Origin of the sequence: Bacillus carboniphilus, from assembly GCF_039522365.1 — a bacterium.
Lineage (GTDB): Bacteria > Bacillota > Bacilli > Bacillales > JC228 > Bacillus_BF > Bacillus_BF carboniphilus.
In genome coordinates this window covers 76,744-97,051 of the sequence record NZ_BAAADJ010000060.1, presented here as the reverse complement: position 1 = coordinate 97,051, position 20,308 = coordinate 76,744, and the positions used below count along the sequence as shown (strand labels likewise).

The 20,308-nt window shown below is 38.8% G+C and carries 18 protein-coding genes; 11 read left to right on the top strand and 7 right to left on the bottom strand.

Annotated elements, in window-relative coordinates; translation table 11 throughout:
• Positions 1-274: 274 nt before the first annotated feature.
• Entirely contained in the window at positions 275-1,198 is a 924-nt protein-coding gene (locus ABDZ91_RS18145) for a sigma-70 family RNA polymerase sigma factor (RefSeq protein WP_343802104.1), read from the bottom strand.
• A gap of 174 nt (positions 1,199-1,372) precedes the next feature.
• On the opposite strand from ABDZ91_RS18145, the gene ABDZ91_RS18140 reads away from it, so the two are divergent.
• Positions 1,373-1,759 carry a hypothetical protein gene (locus tag ABDZ91_RS18140; protein WP_343802101.1) on the top strand — a complete coding sequence of 129 codons (387 nt, stop codon included), beginning with the start codon at positions 1,373-1,375 and terminating at the stop codon, positions 1,757-1,759.
• A gap of 367 nt (positions 1,760-2,126) precedes the next feature.
• Here the strand turns inward: ABDZ91_RS18140 and ABDZ91_RS18135 are convergent, their stop codons facing one another.
• Positions 2,127-2,441, bottom strand: coding sequence for a YbjQ family protein (locus tag ABDZ91_RS18135; RefSeq protein ID WP_343802098.1), 315 nt, complete (start codon positions 2,439-2,441; stop codon positions 2,127-2,129).
• A 62-nt stretch (positions 2,442-2,503) separates the two neighbouring features.
• A complete protein-coding gene (locus ABDZ91_RS18130; RefSeq protein WP_343802096.1) occupies positions 2,504-3,784 on the bottom strand; it encodes an MFS transporter in 1,281 nt (426 codons plus the stop codon).
• A 198-nt stretch (positions 3,785-3,982) separates the two neighbouring features.
• Between ABDZ91_RS18130 and ptsG the strand changes: the two genes are divergently transcribed.
• Positions 3,983-6,064 (top strand): glucose-specific PTS transporter subunit IIBC, encoded by a 2,082-nt coding sequence (ptsG, locus tag ABDZ91_RS18125; RefSeq protein ID WP_343802094.1) that lies wholly within the window; start codon positions 3,983-3,985, stop codon positions 6,062-6,064.
• A gap of 558 nt (positions 6,065-6,622) precedes the next feature.
• Here ptsG and ABDZ91_RS18120 read toward each other — a convergent pair.
• Positions 6,623-8,224, bottom strand: a complete 1,602-nt coding sequence (locus ABDZ91_RS18120; RefSeq protein WP_343802091.1) for a catalase — start codon at positions 8,222-8,224, stop codon at positions 6,623-6,625.
• A gap of 129 nt (positions 8,225-8,353) precedes the next feature.
• Positions 8,354-9,580 carry an aminopeptidase gene (locus ABDZ91_RS18115; protein WP_343802088.1) on the bottom strand — a complete coding sequence of 409 codons (1,227 nt, stop codon included), beginning with the start codon at positions 9,578-9,580 and terminating at the stop codon, positions 8,354-8,356.
• Positions 9,581-9,762: 182 nt separating this feature from the next.
• Between ABDZ91_RS18115 and ABDZ91_RS18110 the strand changes: the two genes are divergently transcribed.
• From ABDZ91_RS18110 to ABDZ91_RS18075, 8 genes are all read left to right on the top strand, one after another.
• Complete coding sequence (locus tag ABDZ91_RS18110) at positions 9,763-11,328, top strand: Na+/H+ antiporter (protein ID WP_343802085.1); 1,566 nt, start codon at positions 9,763-9,765, stop codon at positions 11,326-11,328.
• 96 nt (positions 11,329-11,424) lie between these two features.
• Positions 11,425-12,582 carry an acyl-CoA dehydrogenase family protein gene (locus ABDZ91_RS18105; protein ID WP_343802082.1) on the top strand — a complete coding sequence of 386 codons (1,158 nt, stop codon included), beginning with the start codon at positions 11,425-11,427 and terminating at the stop codon, positions 12,580-12,582.
• A 452-nt stretch (positions 12,583-13,034) separates the two neighbouring features.
• Complete coding sequence (locus ABDZ91_RS18100; RefSeq protein WP_343802079.1) at positions 13,035-13,937, top strand: ABC transporter permease subunit; 903 nt, start codon at positions 13,035-13,037, stop codon at positions 13,935-13,937.
• On the top strand, positions 13,934-14,839 hold the full coding sequence (locus ABDZ91_RS18095) for an ABC transporter permease subunit (RefSeq protein WP_343802076.1): 906 nt from the start codon (positions 13,934-13,936) through the stop codon (positions 14,837-14,839). Before ABDZ91_RS18100 ends, ABDZ91_RS18095 begins: the two co-directional genes overlap by 4 nt.
• A 264-nt stretch (positions 14,840-15,103) precedes the next feature.
• On the top strand, positions 15,104-15,937 hold the full coding sequence (locus ABDZ91_RS18090; protein WP_343802071.1) for an ABC transporter permease subunit: 834 nt from the start codon (positions 15,104-15,106) through the stop codon (positions 15,935-15,937).
• The gene (locus ABDZ91_RS18085; protein WP_343802068.1) at positions 15,934-16,851 is read left to right on the top strand and encodes an ABC transporter permease subunit; all 918 of its coding nucleotides are present in this window, start codon (positions 15,934-15,936) and stop codon (positions 16,849-16,851) included. The genes ABDZ91_RS18090 and ABDZ91_RS18085 overlap by 4 nt, the downstream gene beginning before the upstream one ends.
• Positions 16,852-16,899: 48 nt before the next feature.
• Positions 16,900-17,862 (top strand): ABC transporter permease subunit, encoded by a 963-nt coding sequence (locus tag ABDZ91_RS18080; RefSeq protein WP_343802065.1) that lies wholly within the window; start codon positions 16,900-16,902, stop codon positions 17,860-17,862.
• On the top strand, positions 17,859-18,773 hold the full coding sequence (locus tag ABDZ91_RS18075; RefSeq protein ID WP_343802062.1) for an ABC transporter permease: 915 nt from the start codon (positions 17,859-17,861) through the stop codon (positions 18,771-18,773). The genes ABDZ91_RS18080 and ABDZ91_RS18075 overlap by 4 nt, the downstream gene beginning before the upstream one ends.
• A gap of 106 nt (positions 18,774-18,879) precedes the next feature.
• Here ABDZ91_RS18075 and ABDZ91_RS18070 read toward each other — a convergent pair whose 3' ends face one another.
• Both ABDZ91_RS18070 and queF read right to left on the bottom strand, forming a co-directional pair.
• Positions 18,880-19,041 (bottom strand): hypothetical protein, encoded by a 162-nt coding sequence (locus tag ABDZ91_RS18070; protein WP_343802059.1) that lies wholly within the window; start codon positions 19,039-19,041, stop codon positions 18,880-18,882.
• Between the two features lie 125 nt (positions 19,042-19,166).
• On the bottom strand, positions 19,167-19,565 hold the full coding sequence (queF, locus tag ABDZ91_RS18065; protein ID WP_343802056.1) for a preQ(1) synthase: 399 nt from the start codon (positions 19,563-19,565) through the stop codon (positions 19,167-19,169).
• A gap of 215 nt (positions 19,566-19,780) precedes the next feature.
• Here queF and ABDZ91_RS18060 point away from each other — a divergent pair, with 215 nt between their 5' ends.
• On the top strand, positions 19,781-20,179 hold the full coding sequence (locus ABDZ91_RS18060; protein ID WP_343802053.1) for a DnaJ family domain-containing protein: 399 nt from the start codon (positions 19,781-19,783) through the stop codon (positions 20,177-20,179).
• Positions 20,180-20,308 lie beyond the last annotated feature (129 nt).

Here is a 20,308-nt window from a genome sequence, read left to right as displayed (position 1 = left end):
GGTTTGGAAGGGGCCCCTTCCAAACCAAATCAAAATCATACACATTACCAATACAAAGCTGGTTGATACTTGTAATCAATTTTACACAATATTATGGACTTGACTACAGAGAATCCGTTATTTGACCAAAATCGGCATCAAAAGAACCCAAAACAGTCAAATAACGGAACGAGAGTCCGTTCGCCCCCCGAAAACCGGCATTTTCATAAAAATAACGGAACCAGTGTCCGGCTAGTTGCTAGATGTACAAAAAAGATGCTTATCGGAAATCAAATCATACATTACTCTTCCACTTCTCATCCCAAAAAGTCCCGTTCTCACAAGACTCACGGTTGTAAAGTGAAGCAATATGCTCTGAAAGCTCCTGACTAAAGTAATACTCATGAATCGTTGTAATTTGATCATCACTCTCAACAACCCGGATGATCGTATAGAGTTGATTTTCAGGTGTCCAAGCCAACACAACGCTTTCACCGTCAATGACAGCCCATTCTCCGATAGCTGCAACAGGGTCTTGGCTCCAATCATTGAGCGATGATTTGCGGATTGTTTCTTTTCCGTATTCATGGGAAACACCAACGATATCCATGGTGGCATGTTCACTAAGAAGAGCAGCAATAGCATCAGGATTTTTTTGATTAAAAGCCTCCAGGTAGGCATTCATAAGTGGTGAAATGGCTACATTCGTATGTAAATCAGCTTCAGTGCTTTTCCCTAAATTATCCTTTGCTCGTTTCAACAATGATTTTACCGCCCCTTCCGTTAAGGATAGATATTCGGCAGCCTCCCGATTCGTAAAGCCAAACCCTTTAGTCAAAAGGAAAGCAGCTTGTTGTTGATGAGTAAGTCGTTCTGACATCCTCTTAAAACCAGCCTGTAGTTCTAATGGGTCTGGCATATCAGTAGCAGGAATGGTCTCTAACACTTCTTCATCAACTGAGATTGTGCGCTTACGCTTTTGAATCGTGTTCAACCAATGGTTGGTAGCCATTCTAAATAAATAGGACTTAGGTGAGACGGCTTGGTACAAGTAATTCAATTGTGAAAATGATTTCAATAAGGTGTCCTGAAATAAATCTTCTGCATCCCAAACATTCTTTGTTAATTTCAAGCAATAATCCCATAATGGTTTGCGGTAATCCTGTATCCAGTCTTCAAACTCTTTGCGAATTTTTCTACTTTCTTCAAATATCTTCAATGAAATTCCTCCTAAAAAGTAGTTCATATACAAGACAAAATGAGCGTTCAAAAAGATACGGGGCATTTTCTCTTTTTTGAAAATTTTATTACATATGAATGTATCTCTACTGTAGAAACTATGATTCTATTATAATGAAACAATATGAAGTTCATAGACAAAAGGAGATTTTACATGAAATATTCAACACTTTTGCTTAGGGTATCTGCTATCTATGCTCTTATTGGGGCTTTTATTGGTTCGCATATGGCAGGGTCAGGCGCCTATCAGTTAAAACCGATCCATGCACATATTCTGGTCGTAGGCTGGCTAACACTTTTTGCATTTTCCGTCTACTATAAAACATACAAAGTTCCCCAAAATTCGAAGCTAGCGGTAGCGCATGTATGGACAGCCATCATCGGTTCTATTGGGTTAACGCTCGGAATGTGGTTATATAACCTTAACCCTTTCCCATTGCCTAGTGGTTTGGTAACGGTCTTTTACATTGTCGGCGGAACAACTCTTTTAGTTAGCTTTATTATTTTTGCCATTATGACGTTTGTAATTAAAAGTGAATAAATTGAAAACGAGCTCACTTGTATAAGTTGAGCTCGTTTTTTCTATGAAACTACTTATGTTCTCGGGGACCTGAATAAGGGACAAAAGAAGAAGGAAGATGAATTTTGTGCGTGTACCCATAATGAGGGGGCAAAACTGGATACTGAATGTGAACATTTGGGGCAGGGCTGTAATAGGTTGAATAAGGATGTACTGTAATATTCATATAGGGGGGAGCGGGATAAGGGAATTGTCTGTTCATGTAATCACTCCTAACCATTCATACTTATAAGGTTAATATATGACAAGCTATAAATGGACGTGTAGGCCAAGCCTTTAAATAAAAAAATGCAGGTAACCAAAAGTTATCTGCACTCAGTAAAAGTTCTTATTTATATACAACAGCGGTTCCTGTTGCCACACACAACATCATCCCGTTTTGCACCGTTTCAAAATCAAGGTCCACTCCGATTACCGCATTAGCACCTAGCTTCATGGCTTTATCTTGCATTTCTCGTAAAGCAATTTCACGCCCTTCAGCCAATTTGCTTTCGTAAGCACCACTGCGTCCACCAATGATATCTGTAATGCCAGCCAAAAAGTCTCTCACTACATTGGCTCCCATAATAGCTTCTCCGCTAACAACTCCGATATAACGGTCAATTTCTTTTCCTTGTAAATGTGAAGTAGTTGAAACAATCATCGAAATGCCTCCTATTATTTGATAATACTTCTACGTAGTATGCTGCGTTTTGGTTTCAATTTTCATGCGGTTGCATTCGCTTTGGAAAGAGAAGGATCGACTTCTTCTTTATCTGTAAATCTAGGTAACATGAGACCATAGAAAATACCAACGCTGACAAGGGATAGACCCACAATCCAATACAACGCTTCAATTGAAATAATAGTAGGAAAGCTATAAGCAATGAAACCAAGCATAATACTCTGGGCAAGCATGGTTAAAGGACTAATCCATCCTTGAACACGGCCCATCATTTTAGGGTCCACAATACTTGGCATCCAACCGCCGATCCCGATATTGATAAGCGGAAGGCAGAAAGCGATGCAGAAGAAAAAGATAGCAAGCATCCAAAAACTCGTAGAAAAGGCTGACATAATGATGAAGGCGCCAGAGAGTAACAAGCCAATAACAATCATCTGGTAAAGCTTCATTTTTTGAGAAATCAAGGAGGCGACGAAACCACCAATTAACGCACCAGCCCCGAAAATAATCCCCATGACAGCTGACAATTGCTCATAATTTTCCGGAGCTAATTTATATTTCAGCATGAAGATGGGCATGACAGAAAATCCACCGTTGACCACTCCGAATAAAAAGAACCCAAAAATTAAAGTGAGTAGAAGTTTGTTTTTTAGAATATAGAGAAGACCCTCTTTAAAATTCCCAAAAACAAAGCTAAAATTGATATCTTTTAATGTGTGAGGTCCATTTGGTAATCTGACAGATTCTGCAACTGAAATTTTTCTAATAAAAATGGCACTTAAAACAAATGTCAATGTATCAACGATAATGGCTCCGTACAAACCAATTGTCCAGTAAAGCACCACTCCTATTCCACTGCCAAATAGCATAAAAAGACTCATGACCATCTGATTTAATCCAGCCGCAGTACTATAATCATCTTTCTTTAAGATGCCTTGAACCATGGCATGTTCTGCCGGGAAGAAAAATTTCTGAATGGCACTTCTTAAGAATAAGACAAAAAAAATGAAGGGCATCCATTCAGTAATGATGGCTACTAGTAATACGACGGATAATCCTGCGCAGATAAAGTCACAATAATAAGCTATTTTTTGACGATCCAGCTTATCCGCAAATACACCGACTAAAAAGAAAACGAAAAGTGTTGGTATTGAATACATCAATTCAGTAATCGTTGCGTAGGCAGGATTTTCAGAAAATCGATTCAATAAAAATAGTGTGAAAGCTGTCATCCCAATGATACTACCAAGCTGCGATAAAACATTGGCTAAAAATAGGTTTCGGTACGTTGTATTTTGAAATAATGCGAGCATCTTTTTCATACTCTGTTTCCCCTTCCGCGTTTCGATAGTCTTATCATATTCGACTAATGAGGATCGTAAAAACGCCTTTGGAAGGGGAAAGACTCCGTCTAGAGGATGATTTTCAACGTGCACTCTCATGAATAAAAACCTCCTGCCTACATGAATTCCTAAGGTTTAAGGAAAACTACTGAAAAATGTTTGAAGGAGGTTTTATGTATGAAAAAGGCTTTTGGTACCCTGCAAAAAGTAGGGAAGGCCTTGATGCTACCTGTTGCACTCTTACCCGCAGCTGGTATTTTACTTGGGCTGGGGGCGACCTTGAAAACAGAACAGTTTCTTAATATTGCTCCTGTTTTTAGAGGGGATACGTTTCAGTTTATCGCTGACATTATGCAAAGCTCAGGAGATATCATTTTCGGAAACCTTGCCCTTCTTTTTGCAGTAGGAGTAGCTGTAGGATTGGCTGGTGGTGATGGTGTAGCTGGGTTAGCCGCTATAGTCGGATTCCTCATCATGAATGTAACGATGAGTGTAATCTTAGGAATCACACCAGAGATGGTGGCGGATAACCAAGCGTATGCGAATGTGCTAGGTATTCCCACGTTGTCCACAGGGGTATTTGGCGGTATTATCATCGGATTACTAGCTTACTACCTATTTCAAAAGTTTTACAATATTGAACTCCCTTCCTATCTAGGATTTTTTGCAGGGAAGCGATTTGTTCCAATTATAACCGCAGCTTCTGCTTTATTAGTGGGAGCCCTTATGACGTTTATATGGCCACCTATACAAGACGGATTAAATGCTTTTTCAGAGACTTTATTAGGTGCGAATCTTGCTCTTTCTGCGTTTATCTTTGGTGTCATTGAACGCGCACTCATTCCTTTTGGACTTCATCATATTTTCTATGCACCATTTTGGTTTGAATTTGGTTCTTACGTCGACGCTACGGGCGAAGTTGTAAGAGGAGATAACTTAATCTTCTTTGCACAATTAAAAGATGGCGTAGAGAAATTCACAGCCGGTACGTTTATGACAGGGAAGTTCCCGTTCATGATGTTTGGACTACCGGCAGCTGCGTTAGCTATATATCATGAAGCAAAACCTGAGAGGAAGAAGGTAGTGGGTGGAATCATGGCTTCAGCAGCCCTTACTTCATTCCTGACGGGAATCACAGAGCCAATTGAGTTTTCTTTTCTATTTGTAGCACCTTTACTATTTGGAATTCACTGTATTTTTGCCGGACTATCTTTCATGATGATGCATCTATTTAGTGTGAAAATCGGGATGACATTCTCGGGTGGAGTCATTGACTTCATGTTATTTGGTGTTCTTCCTGGACGAACCCCATGGTGGTGGGTCATTATAATCGGACTTGGATTTGCAGTCATTTATTATTTTGGATTTAGATTTGCAATCCGCACCTTTAACTTAAAGACGCCTGGTAGAGAAGAAGAAGAGGAAGAGGGAGAGACAGAAGGAAAAGCTCCAACCGGAACGAACAATTTGGCCAATGACATTTTAGAAGCGATGGGTGGTAAAGAAAATATTGATCACCTCGATGCTTGTATTACTCGTTTAAGAGTATCCGTTAATGACAAGGAGCAAGTGGATAAAAATCGTCTAAAAAAACTAGGAGCTTCAGGAGTTTTGGAAGTCGGAAATAATATTCAAGCCATCTTTGGACCACGCTCGGATCAAATCAAGGGGCAGATGAAGGATATTATGGAAGGGAAAGCCCCTAGACCAACAAAGGAACCAAATAATATCGAAGAAGAGGTTGAACAACAAATTGAAGAAGTCAACCCAGATGCCCTTCAAAACCATGTCCATCAAGAGGATGACATTGTCGCCCCGATGGAAGGGACCTTACATCCATTAGAAGATGTACCTGATCAAGTCTTCTCAGGCAAGATGATGGGGGACGGTTTTGCGATTGAGCCAACCTCAGGAACAGTGGTTTCACCGGTTGATGGAAAGATTATAAACGTTTTTCCGACAAAGCATGCAATTGGGATCCTAGCCAACTCGGGACGTGAGATTCTAATACACATTGGAATCAATACCGTTGAGCTACAAGGTGAACCGTTTGAAGTCCATGTAAAAGAGGGCGACGAAGTCAAAGCGGGTCAAAAGCTAGTTGATGCGGACATTAACATGATAAAAGAAAAAGCCACCTCGACCATGACACCAATCATCTTTACGAACTTATCTGATGGTGAAAAGGTTCAGATTAACAAACAGGGTCGAGTGAAGTTAGAAGAAGATGGTGTTGTGGAGGTTGTGAAGAAGGGGTAGGGAACTACTTTAGGAACTTTTACTGACTACTGTCCGAAATACTGATTATGAAATTTAAAACGGGACAGCAAGAAAGTTGTGTGTCCGAAATTCCGGTTGGTCAATGCGAAAACGGGACAGCAAGAGAGTTGTGTGTCCGGAAATCTGGGTGGCCCATGTGAAAACGGGACAGCAAGAGAGTTGTGTGTCCGGAAATCCGGTTGGTTCATGCGAAAACGGGACAGCAAGAGAGTTGTGTGTCCGGAAATCTGGGTGGCCCATGCGAAAACGGGACAGCAAGAGAGTTGTGTGTCCGGAAATCTGGGTGGCCCATGTGAAAACTGGACAGCAAGAGAGTTGTGTGTCCCGAAACCTGGGTGGATCATGCGAAAACGGGACAGCAAGAGAGTTGTGTGTCCGGAATTCCGGGTGGTTCATGCGAAAACGGGACAGCAACCAGGCGGCCTGTCCGGAAACCTAGGACGTCCGTGCAAAAAAATAGGACAAAAGAAAATGAAACAAAAAGCCGGCTATAAGTTACGAGCGTATGCCAGAACTATAGCCGGCTTTCTTTATTCCTTAATATGGATCTGCCTTATGTCCTTTTTCCTCAGCCTCTTCCGGAGCATTTTCTCCATCACTACCACCAAGAACATGGTGAGCGTCAGATGAGCCATTTTTCATTTCCTTAGCTGCCTGTTCCAAGCCTTCGCGTAGGCGACGGCCATATTCTTCATCCGCTTCTTCCGCCAAAGCAATCATTTTTTCTTGGAGTCGTCGATCGCATTGGGAAAGGTCACCTACAAGGTTCGAAATAAGTTCATCTTTTTCCCATTGTTCAAAGCGTCTGTAAGTTTCGCCTGCTTGTTTTGTGTTACTCTGACGGTCGATTGATTCTCGCACCAGATTTCCTTCAACATGAGGAGTATGTTCCTTCCCAACCTGTTTTGCTTCCTTAAAACCACCAAGGGTAGAAGGCTCATAGTTCACATGCGGATTCTTGCGGTCAACATTGTAGCTCATCATGCCGCCTTCTTGATTGGTGGCCACTCTCTTCTTCGGTGCGTTAATCGGAAGTTGTAGATAGTTTGCCCCAACACGATAACGCTGAGTGTCGGAATAAGAGAAGGTCCGTCCTTGCAGCATTTTATCATCAGAAAAGTCAAGGCCATCGACTAAAACACCAGTACCAAAGGCAGCTTGTTCTACTTCGTTATGATAATTCTCAGGATTTTTGTTCAGCACCATTTTTCCAACTTTTCTCCATGGGAACTGATCTTCTGGCCAGAGCTTTGTGTCATCGAGCGGATCGAAATCAAGTTCAGGATGAGGACCATCTTCCATGATTTGAACAAGAAGCTCCCACTCTGGGTAGTCTCCACGTTCGATGGCTTCGTATAAGTCTTGGGTCGCATGATTGAAATTCTTCCCTTGAATCTCTTGGGCTTCCTTCATTGTTAGGTTTTTGATTCCTTGTTTTGGCTCCCAGTGGTATTTAACAAGGACAGCTTTTCCTTCTTGGTTCACCCATTTATATGTATTTACTCCAGATCCTTGCATCATGCGATAATTCGCTGGGATTCCCCATGGTGAATAGACAAAAGTAACCATATGGAAGGTCTCAGGCGAATTAGCACAAAAATCGAAGAAACGCTCTGCATTCTGATAGTTTGTAACAGGGTCCGGGCGAAACGCATGAATCATATCAGGAAACTTCATCGCATCACGAATAAAGAATATTTTAAGGTTATTCCCGACTAAGTCCCAGTTGCCATCTTCTGTATAAAATTTGACAGCAAATCCACGGGGGTCTCGGACCGTTTCAGGCGAGTGATTCCCATGTACTACAGTTGAAAAACGGACAAATACTGGAGTTCTTTTTCCTTTCTCTTGAAAAAGCTTAGCGCGGGTATATTTGGAAACTGGTTCATCGCCACATGTACCATATGCTTCAAAATACCCATGAGCACCAGCACCTCGTGCATGAACAATCCTTTCCGGAATTTTTTCACGGTCAAAGTGGCTTATTTTTTCAATAAAGTCATAATTCTCAAGAGTTGCAGGCCCACGATTACTTACCGTACGGATGTTTTGATTATTCGTAATAGGGTGTCCTTGTCTATTCGTGAGGGTATCATCATTTTCTATGTTGGTCTCATGATGGTCGGATTGGTGATTCATCTATTTGCCTCCTAAGTATAAAATTTCCATTATAATTTGCCCAAGGTTGGAAAAATTACTCTTTTTTGAATAAAAAAAGAACGAACCCAATGGGTCCGTCCTTCATATAAAATTTAAACAAACGTTTGTTTAAAACGCCCAATTCCCGTTACGGAAGATTGGTTCAACCGTACCGTCTTCTTTGATGCCGTCGATATCCATATCGGCAGAACCAATCATGAAGTCAACGTGCGTGATACTTGAGTTTACACCGTGCTTTTCTAATTCTTCTTCACTCATTGTTTTTCCGCCTTCGATACAGAAAGCATATCCATTACCGATTGCGAGGTGATTGGATGCATTTTCATCAAATAATGTGTTGTAGAATAAGATATTGGAATTTGAAATAGGTGAATCATGAGGTACAAGTGCCACCTCACCGAGATAATGTGAGCCTTCATCAGTTTCAACAAGCTTCTTCAAAATTGCTTCACCTTGCTCTGCTTTTACATCCACAATTCGACCATTCTCAAAAGTTAGTGTGAAGTTATCAATTAAGTTTCCACCATAGCTTAATGGCTTTGTGCTAGAAACTGTACCATTAACACCTTCTTTTAAAGGAACTGTGAATACTTCTTCGGTTGGCATGTTCGCCATAAAGGTAACCCCTCTTGGGTCAACACTTCCTGCACCAGCCCATTGATGTTTTTCATGAAGGTCAATTTTTAAGTCGGTACCTTGAGCTTTGTAGTGAAGGGTTTTATATTTTTTGTTATTTAGGTAATCAACTTTTTCATGAAGTGTTTCGTCATGATTCTTCCATGCTGCTACAGGATCTTCCTGGTCTACACGAACAGCTTTGAAGATAGCGTCCCATAATTTATCTAGACTGTTTTCTTCACCAGCGAACACTTTGTCAGCCCAATCCTTAGATGGTGCAGCAATAACAGTCCAGGCAATTTTGTCTGATTGAACAAATTGACGATATTTTTTTAGTGCTTGGCCAGCAGCCTTTTGGAAGTTAGAAATTCTTTCAGGGTCCACACCTTTAAAAAGGTCAGGATTAGAAGAAACGATAGACATAAATGCCGCACCGTTTTCTGCTAACTCTTCACGCTCTTTAGCTCTCCACATTGGAAACTCAGTGAAAGCTTCGTCTGGTGCCATATCATACTTGATTCTTGATATTGCATCATCAGCCCAATCAACCATTACATTTTTGGCACCTGCTTTATAAGCTTCCTTAGCAACTTCACGGACAAATTCCGCAACTTCTATGGAAGCAGATATCGCCAACGTTTGCCCTTTTTGAACATTAACCCCAACTTTTACAGCTAATTCAGCATATTTTTTTAATTGCTGTTCGAATGTAGACATGTAATCTCTCCTTTTATGTACTTAGTAACTTATGTATTTCTTCCACTCTCCTATTTTATATTTATTGGTAATTAAATGAAAGTAATCAAGATAAAGTTTAATGGCCGTTGTCATTGATCCGTGTATGATTGCCATTTTGATACAAACAATATAATGAAAAGATTGTAAAGGAGAGGTAAGGGATGGAAGACTTACATCATATTTTTGAAATGGGACTTTTAATGGTCATTTTAGCAGCCGGTATTACGGCTATTGCTAAAAAATTTAAACAACCATATCCAATCGTCCTTGTCGTTGTCGGTGCTATTATAGGATTATTGGATATTCCATTTCTAGAACCCGTAAAACTACTAGTAACAGAGGAAGAAACTTTTCACTTTATGGTTATTACACTATTCCTACCAGCTCTATTGGGAGAAGCTGCCCTTAAGCTTCCATATTCAAAGCTGCGAGATAATAAAGGACCCATTCTTTCGTTAGCATTCGGAGGAACTTTCCTTTCCTTTCTTGTTATAGGGTTCAGCTTATACTGGATCTTTGATTTCTCCATTCCGACTTCATTTGTTTTTGCTGCTTTGATGAGTGCAACTGACCCAGTAAGCGTTCTTTCCATTTTTAAGAGTGTCGGTGTTCAAAAAAGACTGGCGATAGTGGTGGAGGGAGAAAGCCTTTTTAATGATGGTTTAGCAGTTGTATTATTTAAAATATCGGCATTTTCTTTATTGATGTACATAGATATGGGAGTCCCAGGGATTGGTAGTGGTGTTTTTGAATTCGCCAAAGTAGTATTTTTAGGTGTTTTAATAGGTGGTGCCCTAGGGTATGGCTTTTCTATATTAGTTAAATATTTCGATGATTATCCATTAGAAATTATCTTTAGCATCTTGTTATTTTATGGTTCATTCCTCTTAGCTGAAAATATCCATGCCTCAGGAGTTATAGCAGTTGTGGTAGGTGCTATTATATTCGGAAATTATGGGGCTTCGATTGGTATGAGTCCAACGACAAAACTCAATATCAATAATTTCTGGGATGTAGCAGCCCTACTTGCTAATTCACTCGTTTTTTTAATGGTAGGATTAGAAATAACCAGAATCCAGTTTAGTGATAAATGGGGTTTTATTATAGTGGCCGTATTACTTGTTTTGATAGCAAGGAGTATAGCTGTTTATACGAGTCTTGTTTTTCAAAAAGATTTTCCAACAAAGTGGAAGCATATTATCAATTGGGGAGGATTGAAAGGGTCCCTTTCTATTGCCCTAGTACTAAGTCTACCTAAAGATTTTCCTGACCGTGATTTGATTTTAATTCTTGCGTTTTCCGTTGTTTTTTTCTCTTTAATTGTTCAGGGACTAACAATCAAACCATTTATAGGAATGTTAGGTGTTCGGCCTAAGCAGAAAGGGAACGAAGAATTTGAAGAGCTTTTAGCGAGACTCCATCGTGCTGAAATCGGGATTGAAGAATTAAATCGTATAAAAAGAAAACTGTTTATTACAGAAGTTGTATACCGAGAATTTATCCAAAAATATGAAGAAGAAATTGAGCATATCCAGCATGCTTTAACGAACCTATTTGAGACGAGCCCGGAACTGAAAGAAAAGCAAATGAAAGCACTAGAACGACACACCCTATATGCTGAAAGTGACGCCATTAGAAAACTAGTCCAAGAAGAAATCATTTCAAACGAAACGGCGGATCGACAACAAGAGAATATCATAAATGAACTATCCAAAATTGAATCTTGAGGTTTAAATTCTTATGTAATAGATCGGATTACTTCACTTTTTCGGAGGCCACCATATACAATAGGAGAGTAACGAAAAAGAGACGGATGTGTTAGCATGAAAAACTTATTTATTCGGAATGAAAAAGAAGAGTACTGGGTTCAAAAAGCCCAGGAATTAGCTTCTGAGTTTAAAAAGACAGCGAGTATTCATGATATTGAAGGGTCTTTCCCATTTGATCATTTTTCTATGTTAAAAGATGCAGGGGTTACGGCGTTAACAGTTCAAAATGAATTTGGTGGTCAAGGTCTTCCTTTATATTCATTTTTACTTGTTCAAGAGGAGATTGCCAGGGGTGATGGGGCCACAGCACTTTGTTTGGGTTGGCATAATGGGACGTTTATTCAATTAAATGAAACGGAAAAGTGGACGCCTGTTATGCTTGAAAAAATATCAAGAGAAGCGGTTGATTATGGGATATTGATAAACAGCGCGGCCACAGAACCCAAAACTGGCAGTCCTGCACGCGGAGGAAAGCCGGAGACTGAAGCTAAGAGAGTAAAAGGAACCTGGTTGATTAGTGGGAAGAAGACCTTTACTTCTTTAGCACCAGCACTTGATTATTTTATTGTAACGGCGTGGATTGAGGAAAAGCAGGGGATTGGAGAGTTTCTAATACCTAAGGAAGCAGATGGACTCCGAATTGAAGAAACATGGAATACTCTTGGTATGAGAAGTACAAGGAGTGATGATTTAATTTTGGAGCAGGTTAGGGTTCCTTCTGAGTATTTAGTGAGTATGAAAGGGGAAGCGAAAAAGAAGCTACCTCAAGCATGGTTGCTGCATATACCAGCTTGCTATTTAGGAATTGCCTCTGCAGCTCGTGATTTTGCTGTGGAATTTGCGAAAGAGTACCAGCCCAATAGTTTGCCGCATCCTATTAGTGACATTCCAGAAATCAGAAGAAAGGTTGCTTTAATGGATGTAGAATTGATGAAGTCACGTCATTTTATGTATCATGTGGCGTCTCTTTGGGAGAACTCGGAAAAAAGAATTGAGCTTGGCCCAACCTTAATGGCTGTTAAAACAGAAGTGACCAATGCAGCCGTGAATGTAGTTGACTTGGCGATGAGGATTGTTGGTGGACATAGTTTGTCTAAGGGGAATCCATTAGAGAGGTATTACCGAGATGTCCGAGCGGGGCTCCATAATCCGCCGAGCGACGATATAACATATAAGGTATTAGGTGATATGGGGTTTAAGGAAGAAGCTTGAGGTGAACTCAGGCTTTTTTTATTGAAGAATTTCCTATAGAAGTCACAAAGCTTCCAATAGGTCCACTGGAAATTCCGATAGAAGTCGCAAAGTTTCCGATAGGCCTTCTGGGATTTCCGATAGAAGCCGCAAAGTTTCCGATAGGACTCCTAGAATTTCCGATAGAAGTCGCAAAGTTTCCGATAGGACTCCTAGAATTTCCGATAGAAGTCGCAAAGTTTCTGATAGACCCTCCGGAATTTAGGATACCTTTCTATTTTGCATGAGAATGCCCCGAATCGTAAGAACATAGCCCCACTAATTTACAAATATAAACAATCAAACATCTTTTCTTAGCAAAAAAAAAGTGGTAAGATGGTGAGAAATGTCGAAAATGTATAAATATTTCAACTGGGGTGATTCTTCTGAGAATAGCAAACATTGTTACAAAGCAGCTTCTGATTTGGGTTATTATGACGCTCGTTTTAATCGTTATTTTAACAATACCTAGAACAGTAGAGTACGAGGCTGGAAGAGGGGGCATGTTTCTTTCTGCGGAACCTACCTATTCTTTTGAGTTACATAAAGAACAATTCCTTTCATTCTTTGCCTCCTTTACAAACGGAGACTTACAAGAAATAAAGGTTTATGAAAAATCAATTGTTGAACATGTTTCAGATACAGTGTTTAAGAGTTTACTGATTGTAATTCCTGCGATATTTCTCGGTTTCCTAGGTGGAATTATAAAAGGGGCCTTTGATTTTAAAACCCGAAGGAGAAAATGGAACATTTTTGGTAAACCCCTCACTTGGCTTTCCATATCTATTCCTGACCTGTTTTTTATTATTATGATTCAGTTCTTTTTGATCTTCCTATACAAGGAAGGAGTTCTGACTGAAGTTCATTTAATAGGTGATGATTACTTACAAAACTATGTATATTGCATTATCTTCTTAGCAATCTATCCGTTTTTCTATACGGCAAGGGCCACCTTTATTTCACTAGAGAGTGAGATGGGCTTCGACTATATAAGAACGGCGAAGGCAAAAGGTACAAAAACCAATAAGATTATTTTTACTCATGTGTTGAAGAATGCGTTACCTGTCATTTTTAGCCACATGGATACGGTTGTCCTTTACGTCCTCTCAAATTTATTTATTGTTGAGTTTTTTACAATGTTTAGAGGAGCCGCTTACTACTTCTTTACTTTTGTGGCTCCACCGTCAGGATTTATGGTGGGACAGCAATTCTCTATTCACTACATCCCAGCATTACTGTACGCTATCTTTTTTACTTGGATTTTATTTGTTTCAAGAGTGATTTCAGCGGTCAGTACATCATCGGTAACTCCTAGTGGAAGGGGCGAGTCTTTATGAGAAATTATCCTCTCATAATTGGTAGTTTTACGCTAACTACTATTATTCTTTTATCTTTTATTGCGCCTTATCTTCCATTTGTTGACGCAGAACTGAAGGAATTAGTGATGTACCGAAATGAAGAGGGGATTCAAGTTCCCGCCTACCCACCTTCTGAAGATTTCCCATTAGGGTCTGATCATAATGGACGAGACTTTCTAAGCATTCTTTTAATGGGAGCAAAAGAAACACTCATGATGGTTTTTGGAATATTGTTCATTAGGTATTTAATAGCTCTTCCTTTAGGAATTGGTGCTTATTATTCTAGGTTCATCAAGTTTTTGATGAACTGTGCTTATCAGTTTTCTATGAGCATGCCACCTATATTCATCGTTTCTATTTTTATCGGCTTTCCAATCATTCTTTTTTCTGATATCCGTCCAATCTGGATGATTCTTGTCATAGCTCTTGTGGATGTTGGAAGGGTGGCAGAGTTGTTCCATCGATCACTCATTGAAATTGGGAAGAAGTCCTTTGTGGAAAGTGGAATTGTGGCGGGGTGTACAAAACCCAAGTTATTTACTCGATACTATTGGCCATTTTTACAACCTCATATCTTTACGAATGTCACGTTTGATGCTGGAAAGATCCTTTTTCTACTAGCCCAATTTGGAGTAATGGGAATCTTTATTCAACATACATATGAATCCCAATTAAGTGGAGCCTATCAAATGATGAGTGACACAAATGCTTGGCCGATGTTTTTCCATAGGCTACATGAAACGATTCGTATATATGAGTGGATGCCATTCTCAGCTATTTTTGCTATCGCAATCACGATGCTTGCGTTCTATTTAACTGGAGAAGGAATTCAACGATATTTCCATCAAAAATATAATCGAAACGGTAGTGTAGACTTATAAAAATTCTACTAAAGGGAATGAATCTAGGGTTCATTCTCTTTTTTAGTTAATAGTAAATTTTGACTATTCATAATTCGTAACAAGTGTTATTATATTGTAAAAAAATAGTAATAATTGAAACATTAGGTAGAAAAAGGGGGCCTACTTCTGCAAATCATTTCGGTATTTACCAAACAGTTACTGATCTGGGTTGTTACAACCTTTATTTTATTGCTTATTTTAACGATTCCTAGAGACGTAGAGTACGAGTCTGGTAGAGGAGGCATGTTTTTAAGTGCAAAGCAAGTTTATTCCATAGACATGCATTGGAATGAAATAAAAGGAGCTTTTTCCTTTTTTACATCAGAAGAATACAAGGAAATAGAAATCTATGAAAAAAGTACGCATGGCTTTGTGATAGACACTTTTATAAAAAGCATGAAAATCCTAATTCCAGCGATTTTAATCGGGTTCTTGGGTGGGATTTTAAAAGGGATATTCGATTTTCGGACCAGAACAAAAAAATGGAATCTAGCTGGAAAGCCAGCTACCTGGCTTTCATTATCGATCCCAGATCTTTTCTTTATTGTAGTGATTCAGTTCTTCCTAATCTTTTTATACAATACAGAAATTATTAAAGAAGTACATTTGATTGGTGATGAATATCTTCAAAACTACATCTACTGCACAATTTTTCTAAGTATTTACCCTTTCTTTTACTCTGCTCGCGTTACGTACATCACTTTGGAGAGTGAGATGGGGTTTGACTACATAAGAACGGCGAAATCGAAAGGGTCTAGCAACAATAAGATCATATTTACACATGTACTGAAAAATGCAATGCCTGTGATTTTTAGCCATTTAGATACTGTCACGCTGTATGTTTTATCTAATTTGTTCATTGTTGAATTGATGACGATGTTCAGAGGGGCTGCTTTTTACTTTTTCAGATTTGTAGCACCACCTGAGAGTTTTTATGTGGGTCACGACCCGCAGATTTACCTAGCCCCTGCCCTGTTATATACAATCTGTTTTTCAATTATCATTTTCACTTCACGCTTTTTATCGAAGGTTAGTGCTGAAATGATGACGCCTCATCAAAAGGGGGAAAAAGGATGATGAAAAATTACCAGCTTATGATCGGTGGCTTCATAATAGGTTTGATTTTGCTGGCTGCCTTGGTAGGACCTTACCTCCCTTTTGTTGACCGGGAATTATCTGAGAGTATTGTTTACCGAGATGAAAATGGTTGGCATATGCCCCCTTATGAACCTTCGGAAACATACCCACTGGGTTCAGATCATAGAGGGGTAGATATTTTAAGTAAAGTGATTGTTGGGGCAAAAGATACTTTATTGATTTTGCTTGGCATCCTAGTGGTTCGGTATTTAATCGCGATTCCACTTGGCATTGGTGCCTATTATATGAAATCAGTTGAAATCCTTCTACGCTGTTATTATCAGGTGACGACCAGTATGCCACCGCTATTTTTTATTGTTGTATTTATCGGATTTCCTATGATTATGTTCTCTGATGTTCGACCGTTATGGTTGATTTTAGTGATTGCTTTAACGGAGGTTGGAAGAACAGGGGACATTATTTATAGAACAATCGAAGAAATTGGTAAAAAGAGCTTTGTGGAAAGTGGAATAGCATCGGGGTGTACAAAACCTAAATTATTTATGAATTATTACTGGCCATTTTTACAATCCCATCTCTTTACTAATATTACTTTTGATGCAGGACGAGTTCTATTCTTGTTGGCTCAGTTAGGTTTGGCTGGGATTTTCGTTCAACATACTTTGAAATCCCAACTTAGTGGAGCCTATATCTTCCAAAGTGATTCCCTTACGTGGCCAAATTTATTTATGGATTTTGAGAAGTTCATGTCCAGTATGAGGGTACACGAATGGATTCCGTTTACAGCCGTTGGAGTCATTGCCATTACGATGTTAGGTTTTTATCTATTTGGTGAGGGACTGCAAAAATTCTTCCAAAGTAAATATAAGCATGGAAATAACCAGGACCTTTAAGGCCAGCCAAAGGGAATATTCAATTGCAATTCAATGGGGGATGGGATTATGAGCCTTGGAGCTCAGTTGTTTAAGCTTGTAGGCATATGGTTATTTGTTACAGTGGCTCTCATTTTAATCGTGCTTCTTCCAAGAGGGAATCCACAAATAGATTATAGTAGCTCTAGAGTTGAGATGACGGCAGAGTATGCTGAAAATATTACGACTTTTTCTTGGGGGAAATATTGGGATAACATTCAGAATACCTTTGGAACCGTTATCGAAGAAAAAAGTTTAGGGCAAACCGTTTACCTGCATTCAGTAGAATATGAGGTTTGGAGATACTTTTCAAAGAGTTTAATTATTCTCATACCTGCTATCTTTGTGAGTATTATTTTTGGGATTCTTAAGGGGTATTTTGATTTTAGATATTCAGGACTAAAGTACAACATTGTGGGAAGAAGGACGACCTCATTCTTTCTTTCAGTTCCTGATTTTTTTCTGATTATATGTATTCAAATGGGGCTTATCATTCTTTTTCGATTTGGGTTCCCTGAAGTCGATATTTATGGATATGAAAATCTTGATAATAAGTTATTTGGGATCTTCTTTTTATCCATGTATCCGGTTTTTTATATTGCAAGAGTGGTAGAGTCTATTCTTTATGAAGAGACAGGGAAAGATTATGTTAGAACGGCAATGAGTAAAGGAATATCGATTAGTAAAATCATTTGGAGGCATATGTTTTCAAATGGCTTGTTAAAAATAATAAGTCACTTTAACACAATCATTCTATACCTATTGTCCAATCTTTTTATTGTTGAATTCCTAATTGGATATAGAGGGGCAGCCTATAGATTCTACCGAGCTTTTAATGTCAAAAAACAGTTTGCAGCAGGTGACAATATGGATATTGAAATCCCTCTCGTTATTGAATATATCGTTCTCTTCACCTTTGTTGTGCTATGTGCACAAATCCTTAGTAAAATAGCAGCTCATTTCCTATTAGCGAAAGAGGGTGCTGAAAGTTGAAAACGAAAGTGAAAATGAACCTTCAACTTAAATTGGGTATTAGTTTCTTAATTATTTTGATTACAATAGCCATTGCAGGACCATTCTTACCATTCGTAGACAATGAACTAACGAAGGAAGGCATGAGGAGAATTGATGGGAAGATGGAGATTCCACCTTTTCCACCTTCAGAGGAAAACTGGTTAGGAACAGACCGGTATGGTGTGGATGTATTCAGTATGCTGGTATTGGGTACGAAGGAAGTTCTGTTAATTATATTTTCCATAACTATACTAAGATATATCATTGCAGTACCTATGGGTGTCATGGCTTTTTATTCAAAGTGGATAAAAGGGTTCATGGACTTTATTAGCCAAGCCTTTTCATTTGTACCCGCCATTTTTATGATTATCCTTTTGGTGAACTTACCGTATCTAATGTATTCACCTAATAGGTTATGGTGGGCGATCGTTATTATTGCATTATTAGAAGTTGGTAGAGTATCGGAACTCATCTTTACACAAGTTAGATCCATCTCTAGTCGAACCTTTATTGAAGCAGCCATTACGGTGGGGACGTCTCCACCAAAGCTGTTTAGAAAATATTACTTGCCAGCACTGCTTCCTGAATTAACCGTGAATTTCTTTTTAGATCTTGGAAGAACATTATTTATAGTCGGACAGCTTGGGGTTATTAACATTTACATTACACACAAAATACAAGTGATTCAGGCAGCTTTTATTCCCGTATTTGAAGTTCAAAACACGTCAAATGCATGGCCGTTACTCTTTGACCAGGTTCTCTTTGATATTTATACGTACCAGTGGATTCCATTCTCAGCATGTATAGCAATATCCATTGTAGTCTACGGATTCTTTACACTTTCTGAAGGATTAAGGAAGCACTTTAAGTATGGATATCAATATTTCTAGGATGCTACAAAAATTTAAACAAACGTTTGTTTAATATTAATCAAACGTTTGTTTAAATGGGTGAAAACATCATTAGGAGAGCGATTCTCCTAATGATGTTTCAAAATTATACTTCCTCTTCTTCCACACGATTTTTAAAAGCTTCTTGGACAACTAGTAGTTCCTCATCCTCTTGGGCCTCCGTGTTGTGTTTCTCTACCTGACTACCTTGAGGGAATGGTCCTGGATGTCCTTTTTTCTTATGATCAAATGATTTTCCTCTAGCCACAGATTACACCCCTTTCCTATCAAGTAGATTTCCCAACCAATATCAATTCATCCTAAAACTATATTGCATTGTACACTTAAAAATAAAAAACCCCTATTCAAATAGGAGTTTTCATACAAAAAAGCTTATTTTTCTCTAACAGCAGTTGTTTTTAATTCAATTCCTCCACGAGGAGATTGATAAATCGTTACTTCTACACGCTTTGGATCAATCGCATAGACGATATCATCAGCAATACGTGCTGCTAATGTTTCACAGAACGCTCCTTCGTCACGGAAGGACCATAGGTAAAACTTTAATGATTTTGATTCAATACACTTTTGATCAGGTGTATAAGAAATTTCTACTTCTCCGAAATCAGGTTGTCCTGTTTTTGGACATACTGCTGTGAATTCTAAAGCTCTAAATGTAATATTACTTACGTTTGGACTTGGGAAAGCCTCTCCTTTAAGAGCTTCACGTCCTTCTTCTACACTTTTTGGTCTTGGCATAGGACCAGACTGAGGAATCCATGAGTTTTCCATCTATATTACCTCCAATAGTTTTGATATAGCAGGATATTTCGAACTGCATTTGTCTAAAAGGAACAAAAGTGTTCCCAACTGATATTGTAACAATAAATTTGAATTCTGGCATGTCCTTATACTGGAAAAAAGTTCACAGAAAATTCAGACCTGACTAGGAGTATAATTGGAAATTATTGATACAATAGTAGTGAAACCAAATGAGGTGATGTAGGATGGACCGTTTTTTCACAATAGCTGAAGATCATATAAAAAGAGCTATGCGAGAAGGTGAGTTTGATAATCTTCCTGGAAAAGGTAAGCCACTACCTAAAGATGACTTAGCTCACATCCCAGAAGAATTACGCATGGCTTATAGGATCATGAAGAATGCAGGATACTCCGAAGAAGAGAATGAATTAAAGCGTGAAGTCATGTCGATCGAAGACTTGATTAGGGATTGTGAAGATGAGGAAGAAAGAAAAAGGCATCAAACAAAGTTAAATGAAAAGCTATTAAGATGGAATCAAATGCAAGCTAAAAAAGGCTCCAATACTCATAGTTCCTTATTTAAAAATTATGAACATAGAATTGAGTCAAAGTTTGCGTCACCGAAGAAAACAGGGGAATTTTAATCTAATTGATGTACAAGTGGGGATCACTTACGAGAGTGAACCTCTTTTTTTGTCTTTTTAAGCAATCAATTAAGAAATTAGCCTTTTTTATATCCATTTTCGTACTTACTATTAAGAATGATAGGGGTA

Bases quoted from the DNA above. Each gene is read 5' to 3' on its own strand.
- ABDZ91_RS18140 (WP_343802101.1), top strand. From the start codon at position 1,373: ATGAAATATTCAACACTTTTGCTTAGGGTATCTGCTATCTATGCTCTT.
- ABDZ91_RS18135 (WP_343802098.1), bottom strand. From the start codon at position 2,441: ATGATTGTTTCAACTACTTCACATTTACAAGGAAAAGAAATTGACCGT.
- ABDZ91_RS18130 (WP_343802096.1), bottom strand. From the start codon at position 3,784: ATGAAAAAGATGCTCGCATTATTTCAAAATACAACGTACCGAAACCTA.
- ptsG (WP_343802094.1), top strand. From the start codon at position 3,983: ATGAAAAAGGCTTTTGGTACCCTGCAAAAAGTAGGGAAGGCCTTGATG.
- ABDZ91_RS18120 (WP_343802091.1), bottom strand. From the start codon at position 8,224: ATGAATCACCAATCCGACCATCATGAGACCAACATAGAAAATGATGAT.
- ABDZ91_RS18115 (WP_343802088.1), bottom strand. From the start codon at position 9,580: ATGTCTACATTCGAACAGCAATTAAAAAAATATGCTGAATTAGCTGTA.
- ABDZ91_RS18110 (WP_343802085.1), top strand. From the start codon at position 9,763: ATGGAAGACTTACATCATATTTTTGAAATGGGACTTTTAATGGTCATT.
- ABDZ91_RS18105 (WP_343802082.1), top strand. From the start codon at position 11,425: ATGAAAAACTTATTTATTCGGAATGAAAAAGAAGAGTACTGGGTTCAA.
- ABDZ91_RS18100 (WP_343802079.1), top strand. From the start codon at position 13,035: ATGACGCTCGTTTTAATCGTTATTTTAACAATACCTAGAACAGTAGAG.
- ABDZ91_RS18095 (WP_343802076.1), top strand. From the start codon at position 13,934: ATGAGAAATTATCCTCTCATAATTGGTAGTTTTACGCTAACTACTATT.
- ABDZ91_RS18090 (WP_343802071.1), top strand. From the start codon at position 15,104: ATGTTTTTAAGTGCAAAGCAAGTTTATTCCATAGACATGCATTGGAAT.
- ABDZ91_RS18085 (WP_343802068.1), top strand. From the start codon at position 15,934: ATGATGAAAAATTACCAGCTTATGATCGGTGGCTTCATAATAGGTTTG.
- ABDZ91_RS18080 (WP_343802065.1), top strand. From the start codon at position 16,900: ATGAGCCTTGGAGCTCAGTTGTTTAAGCTTGTAGGCATATGGTTATTT.
- queF (WP_343802056.1), bottom strand. From the start codon at position 19,565: ATGGAAAACTCATGGATTCCTCAGTCTGGTCCTATGCCAAGACCAAAA.
- ABDZ91_RS18060 (WP_343802053.1), top strand. From the start codon at position 19,781: ATGGACCGTTTTTTCACAATAGCTGAAGATCATATAAAAAGAGCTATG.